Genomic DNA, 20,104 nt, shown 5'->3' with positions numbered 1-20,104 from the left:
ACAGCCCCGATGTAGCAAATCCCATACCAGGAAAAAACGCGCCCCCGCTAAGGCTCGGTCTTGCCTACTTCATACTCCCGCAACTTATTGGCAATGGTCGTATGGGAAACCCCCAGCCGCCTGCCCAGTTGCCGGCTGCTGGGATGTTCGGAATACAAGCGCTCCAGCACCGCTTTCTCGAAACGCCCCACGATCTCGTCCAGGCCCCCCTCAAGGGAGAAATCGCCAAGGGGCTGGCGCACGCCGTAGTCCGGCAGGCGGATGTGCTCGGCTTTCACCTTCCCGCCATCGCACAAGGAAACCGCTTGGAACAGCACGTTTTCCAATTGCCGGACGTTGCCCGGCCAATGGTAATGACTGAGGCGGTCCATGGCCGCCGGCGCCAGCTTGGGCAGTGCACAGCCGATCTGGCGGCTGGCCTGGTCGAGGAAATGCTCCACCAGTGGCCCCAGGCCATCGAGGCATTCGCGCAGGGGTGGGATGTGCAGCGAAAGCACATTCAAGCGGTGGTACAAATCCTGACGGAATTCGCCCCGGGCGCAGAGTTCGGACAAGTCCACCTGGGTCGCGCAGATCACCCTGACGTCCAGGTACACCTCTTCATCGCTGCCTACGCGGCGGAAGCAACCGTCCTGCAGGAAGCGCAGCAGTTTCACTTGCAGCCGCGGACTCATCTCCCCGACCCCGTCGAGGAACAGCGTTCCTCCGGCGGTCAGTTCCAGCAGTCCGAGCTTGCCTTCGGCCCTTGCCCCTTCAAATGCACCGGGGCCGTAGCCGAACAGCTCGGTCTCGGCCATCGACTCGGGCAGCCCGGCGCAGTTGAGTGCCATCAAGGGTGATTGCCCGCGCGGGCTGGCCAGGTGACAAGCCCGAGCCAGCAGCTCCTTGCCGGTGCCGGTTTCGCCTTCTATCAATAGCGGCGCGTCCAGCGGTGCCATGCGCCGGGCCTCACGGACCACCGCCGCCATCACTTTTGAGCTCTGGAAAATACTGTCGAAGCCGCGCAACTCCTGCTTGCGCACGTTGTAGATACGTTCACCCACCCGGTCGGCCCGGTGCAGGGTCAGCACCGCACCGGCCATGGCTTCGCTGTCGTCGTGCTCCGATTGCAATGGCGCGATGTCGGCCAGGAACACGTCGCCCTTGACCTTGACCCTCAGGCCGTTGATGCGCGACTGGTTGGCGCGCACCAGTTCCGGCAAGTCGAAATCCTCGGCGTAGCGTGACAAGGGAATCCCCGGCACCTCGTCGACCCGCACCCCGAGCAACTGCGCCGCCGCCCGGTTGGCCGCGACAATGGAGCCGCCCATGTCGATGGACAACACTGGGAACTCCAGGGCACCGAGCAGGGCATTGAGTTCCATGTGCCGACGCTCGCTGGGCATCAGCCCTACACGCTTGACGCCAAACACCCCGGCGATGCCTTCGAATTTCGGACGCAACGCCTGGAACTGGATGTTGATCAGGTTCGGGCAGTGCAGGTAGATCGCATTGCCATGTTCGCCACCGACCTCGCCCCGGGCGACGTTGATGCCGTACTCCACCAACAGGTTGAGGATGTCCCGGAGGATGCCGATGCGATTCTGGCAATGGACTTTGATGCGCATGAAAGGACCCAGGTGCATATGAGATAGAAAAGCGCGCCATTCCAGCCCCTCTGTGGCGAGGGAGCTTGCTCCCGCTGGGCTGCGCAGCAGACCCAAAACAGGGGCCGCTTCGCGCCCCAGCGGGAGCAAGCTCCCTCGCCACAAAGGTTTTCGGCGTGGCAACGCAAATAATCGTCAAGATTATGTGACAGATGTAGGCCGTTTCCCACCTGAAAATCCCGGAAAGATCGTACCGCCCGTCAAATCGTAACGAAAACTTTACGATTCAGCCCGTCGCTCGCCCAATCCATCCTCGCCAAGCCGATGCGCACACCGCTGCTTCGGGTTATCTCTAATGCATCGCTCGACATAACAACAAACGCATCTTCCCCCTGAGGGAAATCAGCAGGAGAGCAGCATGAAGCAGACGCAATACGTGGCCCGCGAGCCCGATGCGCAAGGTTTTATCCACTACACCGCTGAAGAACACGCGGTGTGGAACACGCTGATCACCCGCCAGCTCAAAGTTATCGAAGGCCGTGCGTGCCAGGAATACCTGGACGGCATCGACAAGCTGGGCCTGCCCCACGACCGCATCCCGCAACTGGACGAAGTCAACAAAGTGCTGGGCGAGACCACGGGCTGGCAAGTCGCCCGCGTGCCGGCGCTGATCCCTTTCCAGACCTTCTTCGAATTGCTCGCCAGCAAGCAGTTTCCGGTGGCGACCTTTATTCGTACCCGTGAAGAACTGGATTACCTGCAAGAGCCGGACATTTTCCACGAGATCTTTGGCCACTGCCCGTTGCTGACCAACCCTTGGTTTGCCGAATTTACCCACACCTACGGCAAACTCGGCCTACAGGCTTCCAAGGAAGAACGCGTCTACCTGGCGCGCCTGTATTGGATGACCATCGAGTTCGGCCTGGTGCAAACCCCGCAGGGCCGGCGCATCTACGGCGGAGGCATCCTCTCGTCGCCCAAGGAAACCGTGTACTGCCTGTCCGACGAGCCCGAGCACCAGGCCTTCGATCCGTTGGAAGCCATGCGCACGCCGTATCGCATCGACATCCTGCAACCGGTGTATTTCGTGTTGCCCGAGCTCAAGCGTCTGTTCGACCTGGCCCACGAAGACATCATGGGCATGGTCAAGCGCGGTCGGGAACTGGGCTTGCACGCTCCGAAATTCCCGCCAAAAGCGGCGTGAACCGCGTCTTTTAATCCCAATTGAGTCTGTTGCACGACGCGGCTTTGCTTTAGCGTGGGTGCATCGACGTTTTCCAAATATTCGATCCAGGAACACACCATGAACACTCTGAACCAAGCCCATTGCGAAGCCTGCCGCGCCGATGCCCCACAAGTCAGCGACGAAGAACTGCCGGTGTTGATCAAGCAGATCCCGGACTGGAACATCGAAGTGCGCGACGGCGTGATGCAGCTGGAGAAAGTTTTCCTGTTCAAGAACTTCAAGCACGCCCTGGCGTTCACCAACGCCGTTGGCGAGATCTCCGAGGCCGAAGGCCACCACCCAGGCCTGCTCACCGAGTGGGGCAAAGTCACCGTGACCTGGTGGAGCCACTCCATCAAAGGCCTGCACCGCAACGATTTCATCATGGCCGCCCGCACCGATGACGTGGCCAAGACCGCCGAGGGCCGCAAGTAATGCATTTCGATGCCATCGGCCGGGTGCCTGGCGATCCGATCCTCGGCCTGATGGAGGCTTACGGGGCGGACAGCAACCCGAGCAAGTTCGACCTGGGCGTGGGTGTCTATAAGGACGCCCAGGGCCTGACGCCGATTCTTCAGTCAGTGAAGCAGGCCGAGCAGCGGCTGGTGGATCGCCAGGTTACCAAGACCTACATCGGCGGTCATGGCGACGCCGCGTTCGGCCAGTTGATCAATGAGCTGGTGCTGGGCGTCGACTCGCCGTTGATCCGTGAAAAACGCGCCGGCGCCACCCAGACACCCGGCGGCACCGGTGCCCTGCGCCTGAGCGCCGACTTCATCGCCCAGTGCCTGCCGGGCCGTGGCGTCTGGCTGAGCAACCCGACCTGGCCGATCCACGAAACCATTTTCGCCACGGCCGGGGTCAAGGTCAGTCATTACCCGTACGTGGGTGCCGATAACCGCCTGGATTTCGAGGCGATGCTGGCGACCCTGGCCCAGGCGCCCAAAGGCGATGTGGTGCTACTGCACGCCTGCTGCCACAACCCCACCGGATTCGACCTGTCCCATGAGCAATGGCAGCAGCTGCTGGAAGTGGTGCGCAGCCGCGACCTGCTGCCGCTGATCGACTTCGCCTACCAAGGCTTTGGCGATGGCTTGGAACAGGACGCCTGGGCGGTCCGGCTATTTGCCGAAGCGTTGCCGGAAGTGCTGATTACCAGCTCCTGTTCGAAGAACTTCGGCCTGTACCGCGACCGTACGGGTGCATTGATCGTCTGCGCCCGGGATGGCGAAAAACTGATCGATATCCGCAGCCAATTGGCCAACATCGCCCGCAACCTGTGGTCGACGCCACCAGACCATGGCGCAGCCGTGGTGGCGACCATCCTCGGCGACCCGGAACTCAAAAGCCTGTGGGCCGATGAGGTCCAGGCCATGCGCCTGCGCATCGCGCAATTGCGCAGCGGTTTGCTGGAAGCCCTCGAGCCCCATGGTCTGCGCGAGCGCTTCGCCCATATCGGCGTGCAACGCGGGATGTTTTCCTACACCGGCCTGACGCCGGAACAGGTCCAGCACCTGCGCGAACGCCACAGCGTCTACATGGTCGGTACCGGCCGGGCCAACGTGGCCGGCATCGACGCTACGCGCCTGGACTTACTGGCCGAGGCGATTGCTGACGTTTGCAGATAACCAGCCTTTACCTTTAATAGCTGAACAGATCCCCTTGTGGCGAGGGGATTTATCCCCGCTGGGCTGCGCAGCAGCCCCCAACCTGGGGTGGCCTGACATTTCAAGGTGTCTGATCTAGGGGCTGCTGCGCAGCCCAACGGGGATAAATCCCCTCGCCACAGATAAATCCCCTCGCCACAGATAAGTCCTCTTCACCACAAAAGCTGCGCCAGACGTTATACCTGCGGGCCCGTCCACTCCCGGACAAACTGCCCGATATCTTCCTTCGGTGCGGTGCGCGCTTCTTTCTGCGGTGTGCCCAGGTAGAGGAAACCGATCACCTCTTCCCCGTCTTCAAGGCCCAGCCCCCTGGCCACGTGCGGCGAGTACGCCAGCTCGCCGGTGCGCCACACACCGCCGATACCTTGGGCATACGCCGCCAGCAGGATGCCATGGGCCGCGCAGCCGGCCGCCAACAGTTGCTCGGACTTGGGGATCTTGAAATGGTCCTGCAGACGGGCGATCACCACCACGACCAGGGGTGCGCGCAACGGGCCATTGAGGGCCTTTTCCACGACCGCTTCGGGCACCAGCGGGTCATTGAACTTTGCCGCTTCGGCCAGCAGTTCGCCCATGCGCTGCCGCGCCTGCCCTTCCACCGTCAAGAAGCGCCATGGCCGCAACTGGCCGTGATCCGGTGCCCGCATGGCCGCGGCGAACATGAGCTCGCGCTGTTCCGGCGTGGGTGCCGGCTCCACCAGGCGCGGGACGGAAACACGGTTGAGCAAAGCGTCGAGAGCCTGCATCGGCCACCTCCTGAAAAAATGTCCAGCTATTCTAGTGGCTGTGCGGCGAGTCCGTTAGCGCAAATTCCGTGGCCAGGCAGCCAGGCGCCGCCGAGTGCCGGTTTACAGGACGCTGGCCGCAGGTAGAATGGCGCCCTTCCCTTTCAGCCTGAGCGGACTTCATGGCGTTGCCGACCCTGCGAATCATCGGTTTCATCATCGGCATCTTCCTGATCACCCTGGCGATCTTCATGGTCGTGCCCATGGTCACGCTGATGATCTTCGAGCGCACTGGCGACCTGCCGTCGTTCCTCTGGTCGAGCATGATCACCTTCCTCGCCGGCCTGGCGCTGGTGCTTCCCGGGCGCCCGGAACACATCCACCTGCGGCCGCGGGACATGTACCTGCTGACGGTCAGCAGCTGGCTGGTGGTGTGTATCTTCGCTGCGCTGCCGTTCCTGCTAACCCAGCACATCAGCTATACGGATTCGTTCTTCGAAAGCATGTCGGGCATCACCGCCACCGGCGCCACCGTCCTGAGCGGCCTGGACACCATGTCACCGGGCATCCTGATGTGGCGCTCGCTGCTGCACTGGCTCGGCGGTATCGGCTTCATCGGCATGGCGGTGGCGATCCTGCCCCTGCTGCGCATCGGTGGCATGCGGCTGTTCCAGACCGAGTCATCGGACCGCTCGGAGAAAGTCATGCCCCGTTCCCACATGGTGGCGCGGTTGATCGTGGCGGCCTACGTGGGCATCACCATTCTTGGCACCCTGGCGCTCTGGTGGGCCGGGATGAGCCTGTTCGATGCCATCAACCATGCGATGTCGGCGATTTCCACCGGCGGTTTCTCCACCTCGGACCAGTCCCTGGCCAAATGGACCCAGCCGGCGGTGCACTGGGTCACCATCGTCATCATGATCCTCGGCAGCCTGCCGTTTGCCCTGTATGTCTCGACGTTGCGGGGTAATCGCCGGGCGTTGATCAAGGACCAGCAGGTCCAGGGGCTCATTGGCGTGCTGCTGGTGACCTGGCTGGTGCTCGGCACCTGGTATTGGGCGACCACCGACCTGCATTGGCTTGACGCCCTGCGGCACGTGGCGCTGAACGTGACGTCCATCGTTACCACCACCGGCTTCGCCCTGGGCGACTACAGCCTGTGGGGCAATTTCTCGCTGATGCTGTTCTTCTACTTGGGGTTCGTCGGCGGTTGCTCGGGTTCGACGGCCGGCGGGATCAAGATCTTTCGCTTCCAGGTCGCCTACATCCTGCTGCGGGCCAACCTTAATCAACTGATCCACCCCCGTGCGGTGATCAAGCAGAAGTACAACGGTCATCGCCTCGACGAGGAAATCGTCCGTTCGATCCTGACGTTCTCGTTCTTCTTCGCCATCACGATCTGCGTGATCGCCCTGCTGCTGTCGCTGTTGGGGGTGGAATGGATGACGGCGTTGACCGGTGCGGCCAGTACCGTGTCCGGCGTCGGCCCGGGGCTGGGGGAAACCATCGGACCGGCCGGCAACTTCGCACCGCTGCCGGACGCCGCCAAGTGGATTCTGTCGGGGGGCATGTTGCTGGGCCGGCTGGAGATCATCACCGTGTTCGTGCTGTGTATCCCGGCGTTCTGGCGTCACTGACCGGTTCAGGCTGGCTCGCCAATCGCGCCCGGTATTCGCCGGGCGTGGTATCGAACCAGCGGCGAAAAGCCCGGAAAAAATTGCTCGGGTCGGCAAATCCCAACAGGTAGGCAATTTCCAGCAGCGTCATGCCCGGCTGTGCCAGGTACTGCTCGGCCAGCTCGCGGCGGGTATCTTCCAGCAGGCTCTGGAAACTGGTGCCCTCTTCCTGCAAGCGCCGTTGCAAGGTGCGCTGGGACAGGTGCAACGTCTGCGCCACCACGTCTCGCTTGGGTTCCCCCTGGGGCAACAGCCGACACAATACTTGTCTCGCCTTGTGGGTCACGCGGCTTTCCGAAAAACGCGCGAGGTATTCCCCGGCAAACCGGTCGTGGAGCTGCGCCATGGCTTCGTTGGCCGTTGGCAGCGGCGCCTCCATGTCGGCCCGTTCGAAGATCAGCGCGTCGTAAGGCGCGCCGAACACCAACGGCGCATGAAAAGCTCGCTGATAAGGCGCCGGGTCCAGGGGTTCGGCGCCCTGGAACAGCACCTTCACCGGATGCAGGGTGCGCCCAGTCAACCAACTGCACAGGGCAAGCGCGCAGGCCAGGGACGCTTCGGCACTTTGACGAGTGGGAGGCAGATGGTCGCCATGCACGGTCAGGATCAGCCCATAACCGCCTTCCAACGGACGAAAACTCAAGTCAGCGCTTTCGGCGATGATCCGCTGATAGCGCACGAGCCGTTGAAAACCCTCCACCAGGGTGCGACTGGACATCAAGGCGTAGCCCGCCACATGGAACGAGGCCGGGCGCACCACCCTGCCCATGTTCAAACCAATGGCCGGGTTACCGGACAATTCCACCGCCCGTTGCCAGAGCCGCGTCATCGAGTCCTGGGGGAAGCGTGCATCCGGGTCATCCAGCGCATCGAAGTCCAATCCCAGTTGTTTGAACAGCGCCCGACAATCCAGGCCGTCCATTTCCAGCGCCTTGACAATCCCCATCGCCCAGCTTGAAGAAGTCGTTCGTTCGCTCATGACGTTTACTTGCATGACGAGCCGCAGGGTACGGCTGGATTTGCGAAGGATAGCAGTGTCCGGTCTTACCAATAACGCCCCTTTTGGACGAGCGGCTGTTGTTGTCAGGCAAGGCGCCGCGACGAGTCATAGCCCGCTATGGCGAGGAGCGGCAACGCAGCATGACGGCAACAGAAGCCGTCCAAGAGGGGCGTTATTGGTAAGACCGGACACTAGAGTGGCGCTGATTGTCACTGGCCGTTGTAATTGATAGCTCTAGACTTAAATATCAAAACAATAACCACAGAGTCAGCCGTCGTGGAAAACGCCAAACGATTCAATACCTTCGCCGAGTTCTACCCGTATTACCTCAGCGAACACAGCAACAGCACCTGCCGACGATTGCATTTCATCGGCACCTCCCTGGTCATCCTGGTTTTCGTCATGGCCCTCGTCGTGGGTGCCTGGTGGCTGTGGGTTGCCCTGCCGGTGGCCGGCTACGGCTTTGCCTGGGTCGGGCACTTCTTCTTCGAAAAGAACCGTCCCGCCACTTTCCAGCATCCGCTCTACAGCCTGCTCGGTGATTTCGTCATGTACCGCGACATGCTGCTGGGCAAGGTGGCGTTCTAGCCAAAGGATTGCCTATGAACACTCACGCACGTTTTACCCACATGCAGGACGGCACCCAGGAAGATTGGGCGATCATCGCAGCCGATTTCAGCGCCTACGCCCGGCAATTGCCGGCCCGGATCCTGGCCCACTTGAAATTGCTGGACGGTGATTTCGGCGGGTTCCCAGTGGACCGCCTGACCCATTCCTTGCAAACCGCCACCCGTGCCTACCGTGACGGGCGCGATGAGGAATACGTGGTCTGCGCCCTGCTCCACGACATCGGCGACACCTTGGGTTCGTATAACCACCCGGACATCGCCGCCGCTATCCTCAAGCCCTTCGTCAGCGCCGAAAACCTGTGGATGGTGGAGAAGCACGGGATTTTCCAGGGCTATTACTTCTTCCATCACCTGGGCATGGACCGGCACCTGCGCGAGCAGTTTTTCGAACATCCGCAGTACCAGGCGACCATTGATTTCTGTGCGAAATACGACGCGGCGGCGTTCGATCCCGAGTACGACACATTGCCGTTGAGCTTCTTCGAGCCGATGCTGGAAAGGGTGTTTGCCGCGCCGAAGCAATCGATCTACAAGGCGGCGATGGCGGAGCAAGCCTGAATCCAACGGACGCAGAAAAACCTGTGGCGAGGGAGCTTGCTCCCGCTTGAGTGCGCAGCGCTCATAAAAAGGGACTGCTGCGCAGCCCAGCGGGAGCAAGCTCCCTCGCCACAGGGGTTATGTGTTCGCTTGAGAAAACGTCAGGCCGGCCTACACCGGCTCAGTCACTTTCAACTCAGTCTTGGCCAGCGCCTCCCGCGCCTGGGCGTCCGCCAACCGGTACAACTCGATCGTCCCATCCCAATGCTCGATCAGCGCCGTGCAGGATTCGACCCAGTCGCCACAATTGAGGTATTCCACCTCGCCCACCATCCGCATCTCGGCATGGTGGATATGCCCACAGACCACGCCATGCAATTCGCGCTTCACACACTCGTGGGCGATGGCTTCTTCGAAGTCGCTGATAAAGCTGACGGCCGTCTTCACCTTGTGCTTGAGGTACGCCGACAGCGACCAGTAACCGTAGCCATAACGGGCCCGCCAGTGGTTGAGCCAGCGGTTCAGCGTGAGGGTGAATTCGTAGGCCGAGTCCCCGAGGAACGCCAGCCAACGGTGGTAACGGGTGATGACATCGAACTGGTCGCCATGGATCACCAGCAGGTGCCGGCCATCGGCGGTGACGTGCACCGCTTCGTCCACCAACTGGATATTGCCCAGGATCAGCTTCGAATAGCGCCGCAGGAATTCGTCATGGTTGCCGGTGACGTAGATCACTTCGGTACCGCGCTTGCTCATGGTCAGCAAGCGGCGGATGACGTTGGTGTGGGCCTGGGGCCAATACATGCCACCGCGCAGCTTCCAGCCGTCGATGATGTCCCCCACCAGGTAGATCTTGTCGGCGTGGTAGCCCTTGAGAAACTGCGACAGGTGCTCGGCCTGGCAGTCCCGGGTGCCCAGGTGCACATCGGAGATCCACAGGGTGCGTACACGTTGCTTGCGGCTGGGTTTGGCGAGCTCGGCGCTGGTCATTGGGCAACCCTCTGATCGTTTTCGCCACTGTGCACCCCAGCGGTTAATGGCCTATGACAAACACAAGTCCATTGCATGACAGCGCCGGGCGTTGCCCCTCGGTGTATGCTGGCGGCCTGACACGGGAGACCGCGATGCGACCGATCCTCACGCTACGCCACTACAGCCACGACTTGATCGCCCACAGCCACGACCACGCGCAGCTGGTGTTCGGGTTGTCCGGCGCGCTGGACTTCGAGGTCGAAGGTCGTGGCAGCCAAGTGGTGCAACAAAGTTTCGTGGTGGTACCCGCCGGCGCCCATCATGGCTGTGGCAGCCCCCACGGCAGCCGCTGCCTGGTACTGGATGTGCCCAGTGACGACTGGGTCGGACAATGCCTGGGGGATCACGCCGACGCCAGCCGCCGCTTGCTCGACGACCCCGCTCGCCTGCCCCTGGACGCGGGGCAAAGCCAACTGGTCAGTTGGCTGGCGAGCAGCCCGGTGGACGACCCGCTGATCGCCCAGCAAGGCGCGGTGCTGCTCTTGGCGAGCCTCAATGGCGTTCGCCAGAACGCCCTCGGTGGTCGGCGCCTGCCCTACGCCGCGCTCAACGCCCACATCGACCAGAACGCGGCCTACCCGCTGCAAGTGGCGGACCTGGCGCGGGTCGCCGGCCTTTCCAGTGCCCGTCTGCACGCGCGTTTCATCGCCGAGTGCGGGCAAACCCCGATGGCGTACATCCGTAGCCGCCGCTTGCACCAGGCCGTGGCGTTGTTGCGGGAGTCGGACCTGCCCATCGGCGAGATCGCCCACCGGGTCGGCTACAGCTCCCAGAGTGCTTTCGCCGCGGCGGTGCTGCGCGAATTCGGCGCCTCGCCGGGCACGCTGCGGCATCAGCGCTAGGTTCGCGCTAAAAATCGCTAGGATCGCGACAGATATTGCCGCCTCACCCGCGCTTAAATACTCCAATCTGTGAGGGGAACAGTCCTGTGGGAGCGAGCCTGCTCGCGATTGCTATCTGTCAGTCAATATCTGCATTGCCTGGACCAGCGCTTTCGCGAGCAGGCTCGCTCCCACAGAAGACATTCACCAGTTGCCCCACTGTCTGTTGAAAGGATTGAAATGACTCCACGTACTGCCCTCGGCGCCCTGCACATTGGCGCACTCATGTTTGGCCTGACCGGTGTCTTCGGCAAACTCGCCGCAGCCTCGCCAGCGGTCATCGTGTTCGGTCGCGCCGTCTTCGCCGTGCTGGCCCTGGCGATGTTTGCCCGGTTCGCCAGCCGCAGCCGCTGGCAGAAACTGCGGGCCCAGGATGGTCGGCGATTGCTGCTGGGCGGCCTGTTGCTGGCCGGGCACTGGGTGAGTTTCTTCATCGCGGTGAAAGTGGCTGGCGTGGCAATCGCCACGCTGGGGTTCGCCAGTTTCCCAGCCTTCACGGTATTGCTCGAGGGGCTGATCTTCCGCGAGCGGATTCGCGCCAATGAAATCGGGTTGGTGATATTGGTGAGCGTCGGCCTGGTGCTGGTCACGCCGAACTTCGACCTGGCCAGCGGTGCCACCACCGGCCTGCTGTGGGCCGTGGCCTCGGGGCTGCTGTTTTCCCTGTTGTCCTTGACCAACCGCGCTGGCTCCGCCCATGTGCCGCCGGTACAGGCCGCGCTGTGCCAGAACGTGGTGGTCGGGTTGTGCCTGCTGCCGGTGGCCGCACCGCAATTGAGCGATGTTCGCCCCATCGACTGGTTGTGGATCGGCTTGCTCGGCGTGTTCTGCACCGGCCTGGCCCACAGCCTGTTCGTCGCCAGCCTGGCGGTGATCAAGGCCCGCACGGCGGCGGTGGTCTTCGCCATGGAGCCGGTCTACGGCATCGCCATGGCCTGGTGGCTGTTCGACGAGCGCCCGACGTTGCGCATGTTGCTTGGCGGCGTGGTGATCATCACGGCCATCGTGATCTCAAGCCAACTGGGCGGCTCGAAAAAACCGCGGGTGGAGACCCAAGCCGCGGCTCACTGAACCCGATCGTTGTGGCCCAGGTCCCGCTCCGGGTCGATCCGGTCGCGGACCCGCTGCTTGAGGACCTTGGCCTCGGGAAAACCGCCATCGGCCTTGCGCTCCCAGATCTGCGTATCGTCGCAACTGATGTGGAATACACCGCCGGTGCCCGGCACCAGGGACACTTTGCCCAGGTCGTCGCCAAAGGTGCTGAGCAGTTCCTGGGCCAGCCAAGCGGCGCGCAGCAACCATTGGCACTGGGTGCAATAGGTAATGACGACTTCCGGTTTGTGTTCGGTCATGGCGGGTGGACTCCTGGGTGCTAAGGCGTCGTTATAATACCCGTCTTTGATCGCCCGCCCCGAGATTGACGATGCGCCGCCTCCTGCCCCTCCTGCTTCTGCTGCTGTTGCCCCTTTTCGTCCAGGCTGTCGAAGCACCGCGGCCGAAAATCGGCCTGGTGCTGTCCGGCGGCGCGGCGCGGGGGCTGGCCCATATCGGCGTGCTCAAGGCCCTGGAAGAGCAAGGCATCAGGATCGACGCCATTGCCGGCACCAGCATGGGCGCGGTGATCGGCGGGCTGTACGCCTCGGGTTACAAGATCGACGAACTGGAAAAACTCGCCCTGGGCATCGACTGGCAACAGGCCTTGTCCGACGCACCGCCGCGCAAGGACGTGCCGTTCCGGCGCAAACAGGATGACCGCGACTTCCTGGTAAAACAGAAGCTGAGTTTTCGCGACGACGGCAGCCTCGGCCTGCCCTTGGGGGTCATCCAGGGCCAGAACCTGGCCCTGCTGCTTGAAAGCCTGCTGGCCCACGCCAGCGATACCCGTGACTTCGACAAATTGCCGATCCCGTTTCGCGCCGTCGCCACTGACATCGCCACCGGCGAAAAAGTCGTGTTCCGCAAAGGTCATCTGCCCAAGGTCATTCGCGCCAGCATGTCGATCCCGGCCGTATTCGCCCCGGTGGAGCTGGACGGCCGGCTGCTGGTGGACGGCGGCATGGCCGATAACATCCCGCTGGACGTGGCCCGGGAAATGGGCGTGGACATGGCCATCGTCGTGGACATCGGCACGCCGCTGCGCACCCGCAAGCAACTGGTCACGGTGGTCGATGTGCTGAACCAATCGACCACCCTGATGACCCGGCGCAACTCTGAAGAGCAACTGGCGACCCTGAAAAAAGACGACGTACTGATCCAGCCGGCCCTGGCGAGCTTCGGCTCCACCGACTTCGGCCGTGCCCAGGAAATGATCGACGCCGGCTACCGCGCCACCCGCATACTCGACGCACGCCTGGCCCCTCTACGCCCGTCCGAAATGCCCGACGCCGAACTCATGGCCGCCCGCACACCCAACGAACGCACGCCGGTCATCACCGCCATTCGCGTGGAGAACGACTCGAAAGTCGGCGATGACGTGATTCGCTACTACATTCGCCAGCAGATCGGCGAGCCGCTGGATCTGGGGCGCCTGCAGACCGACATGGGTACGCTGTACGGTCTGGATTACTTCGAGCAGGTGCAATACCGCGTGGTTCACAAAGGTCCGGACCATACGCTGGTGATCAGCGCCCGGGGCCGACGCACCGGCACCGACTACCTGAGGCTGGGGCTGAGCCTGTCGGACGACATGCGCGGCGACAGTGCTTTCAACTTGGGGGCCAGTTATCGGATCAACGGGATCAATCGCCTGGGTGCCGAATGGCTGACTCGGGCGCAGATCGGTGATAAGCAGGAGTTGTACAGCGAGTTCTACCAGCCATTGGATGTCGGCTCGCGCTACTTCATTGCCCCCTATGGGCAATTCGAATCGCGCAACGTGGAGTCCATCCTCGACAACGATCCGGTGGCCCAGTATCGCGTCGAGCGCTATGGCTTCGGGCTGAACGTGGGCCGCCAGATCGGCAACAGCGGCGAAATCCGCTTCGGCGTCGGCCAGGCCTGGGGCAAGGCCGATGTGCGCATCGGCGACCACGACCAGCCCAGCGAGAATTTCAACGAGGGTTTCTACGAGCTCAAGTATTCGTTCGACTCCCTGGACAGTGTGTATTTCCCCCATGAAGGGGAAGACATCGGCTTGAGCTGGCGCCAATACGAACCGGGGCTGGGCTCCGACCAACGTTACCGTCAATGGGAGTTCAAACTGGACAAGGCCCTGAGCAGCGGCCCGGACACTTTCATCCTGGGCGGGCGCTACGGCCGCACCCTGGACACCGCCGAGGTGGTGACGTCCAGTTTTGTGCTCGGGGGCGCGCGGCAATTGTCGGGCTTTCGCGAAGATGGAGTGTCCGGACAGAACATGAGCCTGATGCGTGCCGTGTATTACCGCCGCCTCACACCGCGGGCCTACCTGCCCTTGGACTTCCCGCTGTACATCGGTGGCTCGTTGGAGCGCGGCCGGGCCTGGAACAACGACAACGAATTCGACAGCGGCTACATCAATGCCGCGAGCATTTTCCTCGGCTTCGATACGCCGCTGGGGCCACTGAATTTCAGCTATGGGTTTAACGACGATGATGAACAGGCGGTTTACCTGAACCTGGGGCAGACGTTTTGAGAAGTAGGCGCTTGCCTGGGAAAGGTAGAGGGGCTGACCTGACGCCTTCGCGAGCAAGCCCGCTCCCACATTGGATTCGGGATGTACGCGAAATCTCTATCCACCAAAGATCCCTGTGGGAGCGGGCTTGCTCGCGATAGCGGTGGGTCTGTGCCAGTGATGTTGGCTGTGCTGCCGCCTTCGCGAGCAGGCTCACTCCCACACTGGATTCGGGATATACGCGAAAATCCCTGTCCACCAAAGGTCCCTGTGGGAGCGAGCCTGCTCGCGATAGCGGTGGGTCTGTGCCAGTGATGTTGGCTGTGCTGCCGCCTTCGCGAGCAGGCTCGCTCCCACATTGGATTCTCTGTGTACCAAAGATCCCTGTGGGAGCGGGCTTGCTCGCGAAGGGGCCGGTTGACTCGACATCCATTAACAGCTTCAGCGAATCCCAGCCAGCAGCACCCGGGCAGTCTCCTTGAGGGGGTCGTCGCCCTCTTCGAGTAATTCTTCAAGCAGGGTCACGGCCGTCTTCAGGTCGCCATCGTCGATGCAGTTCTGGGCCTGTTCCAGTTTGGCCGAATGTTCCGGGGGCTGGGGTTCGAGGGACGAGGTGTCCGGGGAAACAGGCTCAAGGGCCAGTGGCTCAAATTCCAGCGCCTGCTCTTCATCGGCAAAACCATCGAGGAAAGCGTCGTCCAGCGACTCGGTTTCCAGGGGCGCTTCCCATTGCAGCTCCGGTTCGTCGAAACCTGAAAGCGACAAGCCCTCGGCAGGGTCGTTGGCAAGTGGTGCGACAGGTTTGTTTTCGGTGGAGGTGTCCTGGTCATCAGCAAGGTCCCAACTGGTTTCCATGGACAGCGCATCCAGATTCAGTTCGAACTCATCATGAGGCACCTGTTCAGGTTTCGGTTCAGGTTCAGGTTCAGGTTCAGGAGCCAGGGGTTCTGTCGGAGCCACTATCGGTGCGGTGATCGCGGCAACCTTGGGATAGCGCCCACGAATGTCCTCCAGCGCCCCGGCATCGACCCCCTGTGCCAGCAAATGATTTTCCTGGGCCTGAAAACCGATGACATCGCCCTGCCTGCCCAGGACCTCCAGCAGTTTCAGGCCCAGGTCGGTGCGTTCAGGCTCCGCCAGCAATGCCGCGCGCAACAGCCCAGCGGCCTCGGTGAAACGGCCGTAGGTCAGGTAGATCCCGACGCCCTCCAGCACATCACCCAGGGGCGCATCACCGTTATTGAACGTTGTCGCGGCCTCAGGGGGCTCCGTGTCGGGGATTGAGTCGAAGTGTTCGTCGCCGGTTTCCAGCATCGGCTCGGGGCGCTCAGCCATCGGCTCCAACTCGGCCTGCTGCTGGCGACGCCGAAGGAACAGTAACAACGCCAACAACCCCAACAGGGCTACCAACCCAGCCACCCATGTCCAATCGACGCCCTCTGGCTCTGCAATCGGTTCGGTAACGGGGGGCACGTCCGGAGCCGGCTCCGAGGCAGGCTGCGCCGGTTGCGGTTGCGCCGACGCAACGGGGACTGGAGCCGTCTCGGCGAGCCGGGTCTGCAACTCATTGATCTGCTGGCGCTGGCCGGCGAGTTCCGCGTCTTGGGCTTGCAGCCGCGCTTGCAGTTCCTCGATGGTCTTTTGTTGCTGCTGATTCTGCAGCACGCTGGCGGCCAACTGTTCATCGGACACAGCGGAAGCCTGGCCGGCGGTGGTTGCAGGCGTTGTCGGCAGCACGGCCGAATCGGGCAACAACAGGCGCTGGCCGATGGAGAGCCGGTCGCTGCCAGGGTTCAAGGCCTGGATCCCTTGCACCAGCTCATTGACCGACGCGTTACTGCCGGCATCATGCAGGCGCTGGGCAATGATCCAGGGGTTGTCTCCCTGCACGACCGTATAGCGCTTGCCTTGTACCGCCGGGGGCGGCTTGATGGCCGGGGCGGCCTGGCTCGGCGCAGACTGCGCATCCGTGGACGGCTCGTCACGTTCCGGCACGATACCCGGCGTGCCCGGAGGGTCCATCAGCACGGTGTACTCGCGCAGCAGGCGCCCATTGGGCTGATTGAGCTGCACCAGGAAACTAAGGAAAGGTTCCTCCACCGGTTTGCTGGAGGTCACCCGAATGAAGCTGCGTTCCCCGCGCAAGACCGGCGTAAAGCGCAGGTTATTGAGAAAGAATACCCGCTCCACACCCGCACGACTGAAATCGTCCGGGCTCGCCAGGCTGGCCGACAGATCACCCTCGCCGATCCCGCCGACATCGACCAGGGCGATATCGGCGCGCAACGGCTGGTTCAGGGCGGAATGCAGCGTGATTTCGCCAAGCCCCAACGCTGAGGCCAGGGCTGAATACCCCAGGGCACCCACGACGACCGACACGTTGACCCAACTGCGCAACGTGGACTGCAAACTTTCAAGCATGGGCATCCCTTTCGATTACCAGAACCAACCTCGGCGTAAACGCCCTCAATAGGAACGCTTACTACTGGTTATAGTTCGCTAACCGACGAATCTCAAAAGTCTGACGCCAGGGATATGCCTCAGGATTTTTCCAGGTTGGCCAGGATCGTGCCGTGGACCCGCATGCACACGCGCATGTCGGCCTCATCAACACCTTCGAACAGCTCCCGCCGCAATTGCGTGGCAATGGTTTCGATTTGCTCGATCAACGGCAGGGCCGGTGCGCAGAGCACGATTTTCTTGGCCCGGCGGTCTTCTGCCACGGCCTGGCGCTGCACTAGCCCCTGGGTTTCCAGGCTGTCGAGCAAGCGGGCCAGGGTCGGGCCTTCAACGGCGACGCTCTGGGCCAATTCGCGCTGGGTCGGCGCCTGTTCGAAACGGGCCAAGTGCAGCAGCACCAGCCAGCGCGCCTGGGACAGGCCCAGCCCGGCCAGGCGACGGTCCAGTTCGGCACGCCAGCCTCGGGACATCTGCGCCAACTGCATGCCAAAACGGTGTTGATCGGTTAACGGCATAAAAAACTCATCAGATCTGAAATAGAGAAAAACTAATTATTAGTCAGCTAAGCATGAGCTTTGGATTCAAGCAAGGCTGGCCTTGTACTGAATCGTTAAAGGAACGCAACTCACTGATCAGACTTCAAATTCCGACTGCAACGCAGCCCTGACGCAGTACAGCACACCTTCGGGCACTCGTCCGACAAACAACGCGGCGACTTCGGACACTGGCGGCAACTCGCCTTCGCCATCCAGGAACGCGTCCTGTACTTCGCCCATCAGCTCCTCGGGCAGATCCAGCGCCTGTTCCAAGGACAACTGCTGTTTGCCAATGGCCTCGGCCAGCATCGTGTAGACGTTCTTTTCCGAGCACTGCAATTGCCCGGCGATCTGCACCGGTGTCATGCCGGCCCGGGCCAGCGTGATGAGCTCGTGGCGCACATCGGCCACCGCTTTCGGCGCTTCGGCTTCGCCGCCCAGCACTTGGAGGAAGGCCTCGCCATAACGCTCCAGCTTGCGCGCCCCCACACCGCTGACCCGGGCCATTTCCGCCAGGGAAGTGGGCTGGCTGCGGAGCATTTCCAGCAGCGTGGAGTCGGGGAAGATGACGTACGGCGGTACGCCGTGTTCCTCGGCCAGCTTGCGACGCAAGGCGCGCAAGGCTTCCCATTGATCGCGCTCTTCGCCACGGACCAGTTGGCTGGCCTGGCTCTTGCTGCTCTTGACCGCCGATGCCGGCTTGAGATCGCGGCGCAGTTCGAGGGTGACCTCGCCTTTGAGCAACGGCCGGCACGTCGCACTCAGGCGCAGGCCGCCGTAGCCTTCCAGGTCGATGTCGGCCAGACCGCGGGCCACCAGTTGTCGGAATAATGAACGCCACTCACTCTCGGTGCGCGCCTTGCCCACGCCGAACACCGACAGGTGCTGGTGGCCGAAGTTGCGCACCTTCTCGTTGTCCTTGCCCAGCAACACGTCCACCAGGTGCCCGACGCCATAACGCTGGCCGGTGCGGAAAATCGCCGACAAGGCCTGGCGGGCCGGTTCGGTGGCGTCCCAGGTTTCCACGCCATCGACACAGTTGTCGCAATGCCCGCAGGGCTGGGGCATGTCTTCGTCGAAATAGGCCAACAAGGTCTGGCGACGGCAACGGGTTTCCTCGCACAGCGAGAGCATGGCGTCGAGTTTGTGCTGCTCCAGGCGCTTGTGGCGCTCATCGCCTTCGGAGTTCTGCAACATCTGTTTAAGCATCACCACGTCTTGCAGGCCGTAGGCCATCCAGGCATCGGCCGGCAAGCCGTCACGGCCGGCACGCCCGGTTTCCTGGTAGTACGCCTCGAGGGACTTGGGCAGGTCCAGGTGCGCGACAAAACGCACGTTGGGCTTGTCGATGCCCATGCCGAACGCAATGGTGGCCACCATGATCAGGCCTTCCTCGTTGAGGAAGCGCTTCTGGTGATAGGCCCGCAGGTCGTTGGGCAGGCCGGCGTGATAAGGCAACGCCGGGAACCCTTGTTCACACAGGAACGCCGCCACTTCGTCGACTTTTTTGCGCGACAGGCAATAGACAATGCCGGCATCGCTGCGGCGCTCGGCAAGGAACGCCAGCAGCTGCTTACGCGGCTGCTCCTTGGGCACGATGCGGTAGAAAATATTGGGACGGTCGAAACTTGACAGGAACCGCTCGGCATCCTGCAAGTGCAGGCGCTCGACGATTTCCTCGCGGGTGCGCTTGTCGGCGGTGGCGGTCAGGGCGATGCGCGGCACGTCGGGGAACAATTCCGCCAGTTGCCCCAACTGCAGGTATTCACGCCGGAAGTCATGACCCCACTGGGACACGCAGTGGGCTTCGTCGATGGCGAACAGGGCAATTTCCAGGCTCTGCAGGAACGCCAGCATGCGCGGCTGCACCAGGCGTTCCGGGGCCAGGTACAACATCTTCACTTCGCCGCGCTTGATCCGCGTCGCCAGGTCTCGCTGTTGCTCGGCGCTGAGGGTGGAGTTCAGCGACGCTGCGGCGACACCCAGTTCCTCAAGGGTCGCGACCTGGTCGTCCATCAGCGCGATCAGCGGCGAAACCACCACCGCCAGGCCGTTGCGCAGCAGTGCCGGTACCTGGAAGCACAAGGACTTGCCACCGCCGGTGGGCATGAGCACCAGGGCATCGCCACCGCTGGCCACGCGCTCAATAATGGCACCCTGGCGGCCACGGAAACTGTCGTAGCCGAAGATGTCCTTGAGGACGCGTTGAGCCTGTTCGAGCATAGAAACTCCAAAAATCACCAAAACATCCCTGCAAGGCTGGTTCAGAATCACAAACGCTGCACCGGCAAATCGTAAGTGCGCGTTTCGAACTAGCGGGACGCCGCAGGGCATCACAAAACGCGGCAGTATACCCGAGGCCTTCGTTGCAAAGGGGGCTGCTGACAGGAGGTGATAGGGCGAGTGCTGGACAAGGCCCGAACCTGTGGCAAGGGAGTCCCCGCCGCGTCGCCGACGCTGCGCTGTCGCGCAGCAAACAAGTGCTCGGCTTAAGATTGGGTGCGCGCGGGGAAAGAGGCCGTAGCTATCACTGGTGTGTCAGCACCCGCGAGGGAGAG

General features: G+C 62.3%; 17 protein-coding genes. 9 read left to right on the top strand and 8 right to left on the bottom strand.

What is annotated here, in order from left to right; all coding sequences use genetic code 11:
• Positions 1 to 47: 47 nt before the first annotated feature.
• Complete coding sequence (locus tag J3361_RS19835) at positions 48 to 1,607, bottom strand: sigma-54-dependent transcriptional regulator (protein ID WP_207966001.1); 1,560 nt, start codon at positions 1,605 to 1,607, stop codon at positions 48 to 50.
• Between the two features lie 397 nt (positions 1,608 to 2,004).
• Between J3361_RS19835 and phhA the strand changes: the two genes are divergently transcribed.
• The 3 genes from phhA (at position 2,005) to J3361_RS19820 (ending at position 4,439) form a co-directional block, all read left to right on the top strand.
• Positions 2,005 to 2,790, top strand: a complete 786-nt coding sequence (phhA, locus tag J3361_RS19830) for a phenylalanine 4-monooxygenase (protein ID WP_186704640.1) — start codon at positions 2,005 to 2,007, stop codon at positions 2,788 to 2,790.
• Positions 2,791 to 2,889: 99 nt separating this feature from the next.
• Complete coding sequence (locus tag J3361_RS19825) at positions 2,890 to 3,246, top strand: 4a-hydroxytetrahydrobiopterin dehydratase (protein ID WP_003184087.1); 357 nt, start codon at positions 2,890 to 2,892, stop codon at positions 3,244 to 3,246.
• The gene (locus J3361_RS19820; RefSeq protein WP_207966000.1) at positions 3,246 to 4,439 is read left to right on the top strand and encodes an amino acid aminotransferase; all 1,194 of its coding nucleotides are present in this window, start codon (positions 3,246 to 3,248) and stop codon (positions 4,437 to 4,439) included. The genes J3361_RS19825 and J3361_RS19820 overlap by 1 nt, the downstream gene beginning before the upstream one ends.
• A gap of 215 nt (positions 4,440 to 4,654) precedes the next feature.
• On the opposite strand, the gene J3361_RS19815 is transcribed toward J3361_RS19820, so the two are convergent.
• The gene (locus J3361_RS19815; RefSeq protein WP_207965999.1) at positions 4,655 to 5,224 is read right to left on the bottom strand and encodes an NAD(P)H nitroreductase; all 570 of its coding nucleotides are present in this window, start codon (positions 5,222 to 5,224) and stop codon (positions 4,655 to 4,657) included.
• 161 nt (positions 5,225 to 5,385) lie between these two features.
• Here J3361_RS19815 and J3361_RS19810 point away from each other — a divergent pair, with 161 nt between their 5' ends.
• A complete protein-coding gene (locus J3361_RS19810) occupies positions 5,386 to 6,840 on the top strand; it encodes a TrkH family potassium uptake protein (protein WP_207965998.1) in 1,455 nt (484 codons plus the stop codon).
• Here the strand turns inward: J3361_RS19810 and J3361_RS19805 are convergent.
• Complete coding sequence (locus J3361_RS19805; RefSeq protein ID WP_207965997.1) at positions 6,797 to 7,858, bottom strand: AraC family transcriptional regulator; 1,062 nt, start codon at positions 7,856 to 7,858, stop codon at positions 6,797 to 6,799. The genes J3361_RS19810 and J3361_RS19805 overlap by 44 nt on opposite strands.
• Positions 7,859 to 8,155: 297 nt before the next feature.
• Here J3361_RS19805 and J3361_RS19800 point away from each other — a divergent pair, with 297 nt between their 5' ends.
• Both J3361_RS19800 and J3361_RS19795 read left to right on the top strand, forming a co-directional pair.
• On the top strand, positions 8,156 to 8,467 hold the full coding sequence (locus tag J3361_RS19800) for a DUF962 domain-containing protein (RefSeq protein ID WP_186728592.1): 312 nt from the start codon (positions 8,156 to 8,158) through the stop codon (positions 8,465 to 8,467).
• Positions 8,468 to 8,481: 14 nt separating this feature from the next.
• The gene (locus J3361_RS19795) at positions 8,482 to 9,066 is read left to right on the top strand and encodes an HD domain-containing protein (protein ID WP_207965996.1); all 585 of its coding nucleotides are present in this window, start codon (positions 8,482 to 8,484) and stop codon (positions 9,064 to 9,066) included.
• Positions 9,067 to 9,216: 150 nt separating this feature from the next.
• Here J3361_RS19795 and J3361_RS19790 read toward each other — a convergent pair whose 3' ends face one another.
• Positions 9,217 to 10,035, bottom strand: a complete 819-nt coding sequence (locus J3361_RS19790) for a UDP-2,3-diacylglucosamine diphosphatase (RefSeq protein ID WP_207965995.1) — start codon at positions 10,033 to 10,035, stop codon at positions 9,217 to 9,219.
• Positions 10,036 to 10,169: 134 nt separating this feature from the next.
• Here J3361_RS19790 and J3361_RS19785 point away from each other — a divergent pair, with 134 nt between their 5' ends.
• Together J3361_RS19785 and J3361_RS19780 are read left to right on the top strand one after the other, a co-directional pair.
• Positions 10,170 to 10,919 carry an AraC family transcriptional regulator gene (locus J3361_RS19785; RefSeq protein ID WP_207966037.1) on the top strand — a complete coding sequence of 250 codons (750 nt, stop codon included), beginning with the start codon at positions 10,170 to 10,172 and terminating at the stop codon, positions 10,917 to 10,919.
• A 219-nt stretch (positions 10,920 to 11,138) separates the two neighbouring features.
• The gene (locus tag J3361_RS19780) at positions 11,139 to 12,029 is read left to right on the top strand and encodes a DMT family transporter (protein WP_207965994.1); all 891 of its coding nucleotides are present in this window, start codon (positions 11,139 to 11,141) and stop codon (positions 12,027 to 12,029) included.
• On the opposite strand, the gene J3361_RS19775 is transcribed toward J3361_RS19780, so the two are convergent.
• A complete protein-coding gene (locus tag J3361_RS19775) occupies positions 12,023 to 12,310 on the bottom strand; it encodes a SelT/SelW/SelH family protein (RefSeq protein WP_207965993.1) in 288 nt (95 codons plus the stop codon). The genes J3361_RS19780 and J3361_RS19775 overlap by 7 nt on opposite strands.
• Positions 12,311 to 12,381: 71 nt before the next feature.
• Between J3361_RS19775 and J3361_RS19770 the strand changes: the two genes are divergently transcribed.
• A complete protein-coding gene (locus J3361_RS19770; protein WP_207965992.1) occupies positions 12,382 to 14,571 on the top strand; it encodes a patatin-like phospholipase family protein in 2,190 nt (729 codons plus the stop codon).
• Between the two features lie 420 nt (positions 14,572 to 14,991).
• On the opposite strand, the gene J3361_RS19765 is transcribed toward J3361_RS19770, so the two are convergent.
• The 3 genes from J3361_RS19765 to recQ all read right to left on the bottom strand — a co-directional run bounded on the left by J3361_RS19765 (position 14,992) and on the right by recQ (position 19,769).
• Entirely contained in the window at positions 14,992 to 16,971 is a 1,980-nt protein-coding gene (locus J3361_RS19765) for a FimV/HubP family polar landmark protein (protein ID WP_207965991.1), read from the bottom strand.
• Positions 16,972 to 17,090: 119 nt separating this feature from the next.
• Complete coding sequence (locus J3361_RS19760) at positions 17,091 to 17,525, bottom strand: MarR family transcriptional regulator (RefSeq protein WP_003199001.1); 435 nt, start codon at positions 17,523 to 17,525, stop codon at positions 17,091 to 17,093.
• Between the two features lie 117 nt (positions 17,526 to 17,642).
• Entirely contained in the window at positions 17,643 to 19,769 is a 2,127-nt protein-coding gene (gene recQ / locus J3361_RS19755) for a DNA helicase RecQ (RefSeq protein ID WP_207965990.1), read from the bottom strand.
• Positions 19,770 to 20,104: the final 335 nt, after the last annotated feature.

Origin of the sequence: Pseudomonas sp. OA65 (genome assembly GCF_017498305.1) — a bacterium.
GTDB lineage: Bacteria > Pseudomonadota > Gammaproteobacteria > Pseudomonadales > Pseudomonadaceae > Aquipseudomonas > Aquipseudomonas zanjanensis.
Note: the sequence above shows the minus strand (reverse complement) of the source record. Positions and strands in the feature narration are given on the sequence as shown.

What these genes read in the sequence shown, in the direction of transcription:
- J3361_RS19835 (WP_207966001.1), bottom strand. Translation starts at nt 1,607, where the DNA reads ATGCGCATCAAAGTCCATTGCCAGAATCGCATCGGCATCCTCCGGGAC.
- phhA (WP_186704640.1), top strand. Translation starts at nt 2,005, where the DNA reads ATGAAGCAGACGCAATACGTGGCCCGCGAGCCCGATGCGCAAGGTTTT.
- J3361_RS19825 (WP_003184087.1), top strand. Translation starts at nt 2,890, where the DNA reads ATGAACACTCTGAACCAAGCCCATTGCGAAGCCTGCCGCGCCGATGCC.
- J3361_RS19820 (WP_207966000.1), top strand. Translation starts at nt 3,246, where the DNA reads ATGCATTTCGATGCCATCGGCCGGGTGCCTGGCGATCCGATCCTCGGC.
- J3361_RS19815 (WP_207965999.1), bottom strand. Translation starts at nt 5,224, where the DNA reads ATGCAGGCTCTCGACGCTTTGCTCAACCGTGTTTCCGTCCCGCGCCTG.
- J3361_RS19810 (WP_207965998.1), top strand. Translation starts at nt 5,386, where the DNA reads ATGGCGTTGCCGACCCTGCGAATCATCGGTTTCATCATCGGCATCTTC.
- J3361_RS19805 (WP_207965997.1), bottom strand. Translation starts at nt 7,858, where the DNA reads ATGAGCGAACGAACGACTTCTTCAAGCTGGGCGATGGGGATTGTCAAG.
- J3361_RS19795 (WP_207965996.1), top strand. Translation starts at nt 8,482, where the DNA reads ATGAACACTCACGCACGTTTTACCCACATGCAGGACGGCACCCAGGAA.
- J3361_RS19790 (WP_207965995.1), bottom strand. Translation starts at nt 10,035, where the DNA reads ATGACCAGCGCCGAGCTCGCCAAACCCAGCCGCAAGCAACGTGTACGC.
- J3361_RS19785 (WP_207966037.1), top strand. Translation starts at nt 10,170, where the DNA reads ATGCGACCGATCCTCACGCTACGCCACTACAGCCACGACTTGATCGCC.
- J3361_RS19780 (WP_207965994.1), top strand. Translation starts at nt 11,139, where the DNA reads ATGACTCCACGTACTGCCCTCGGCGCCCTGCACATTGGCGCACTCATG.
- J3361_RS19775 (WP_207965993.1), bottom strand. Translation starts at nt 12,310, where the DNA reads ATGACCGAACACAAACCGGAAGTCGTCATTACCTATTGCACCCAGTGC.
- J3361_RS19770 (WP_207965992.1), top strand. Translation starts at nt 12,382, where the DNA reads ATGCGCCGCCTCCTGCCCCTCCTGCTTCTGCTGCTGTTGCCCCTTTTC.
- J3361_RS19765 (WP_207965991.1), bottom strand. Translation starts at nt 16,971, where the DNA reads ATGCTTGAAAGTTTGCAGTCCACGTTGCGCAGTTGGGTCAACGTGTCG.
- J3361_RS19760 (WP_003199001.1), bottom strand. Translation starts at nt 17,525, where the DNA reads ATGCCGTTAACCGATCAACACCGTTTTGGCATGCAGTTGGCGCAGATG.
- recQ (WP_207965990.1), bottom strand. Translation starts at nt 19,769, where the DNA reads ATGCTCGAACAGGCTCAACGCGTCCTCAAGGACATCTTCGGCTACGAC.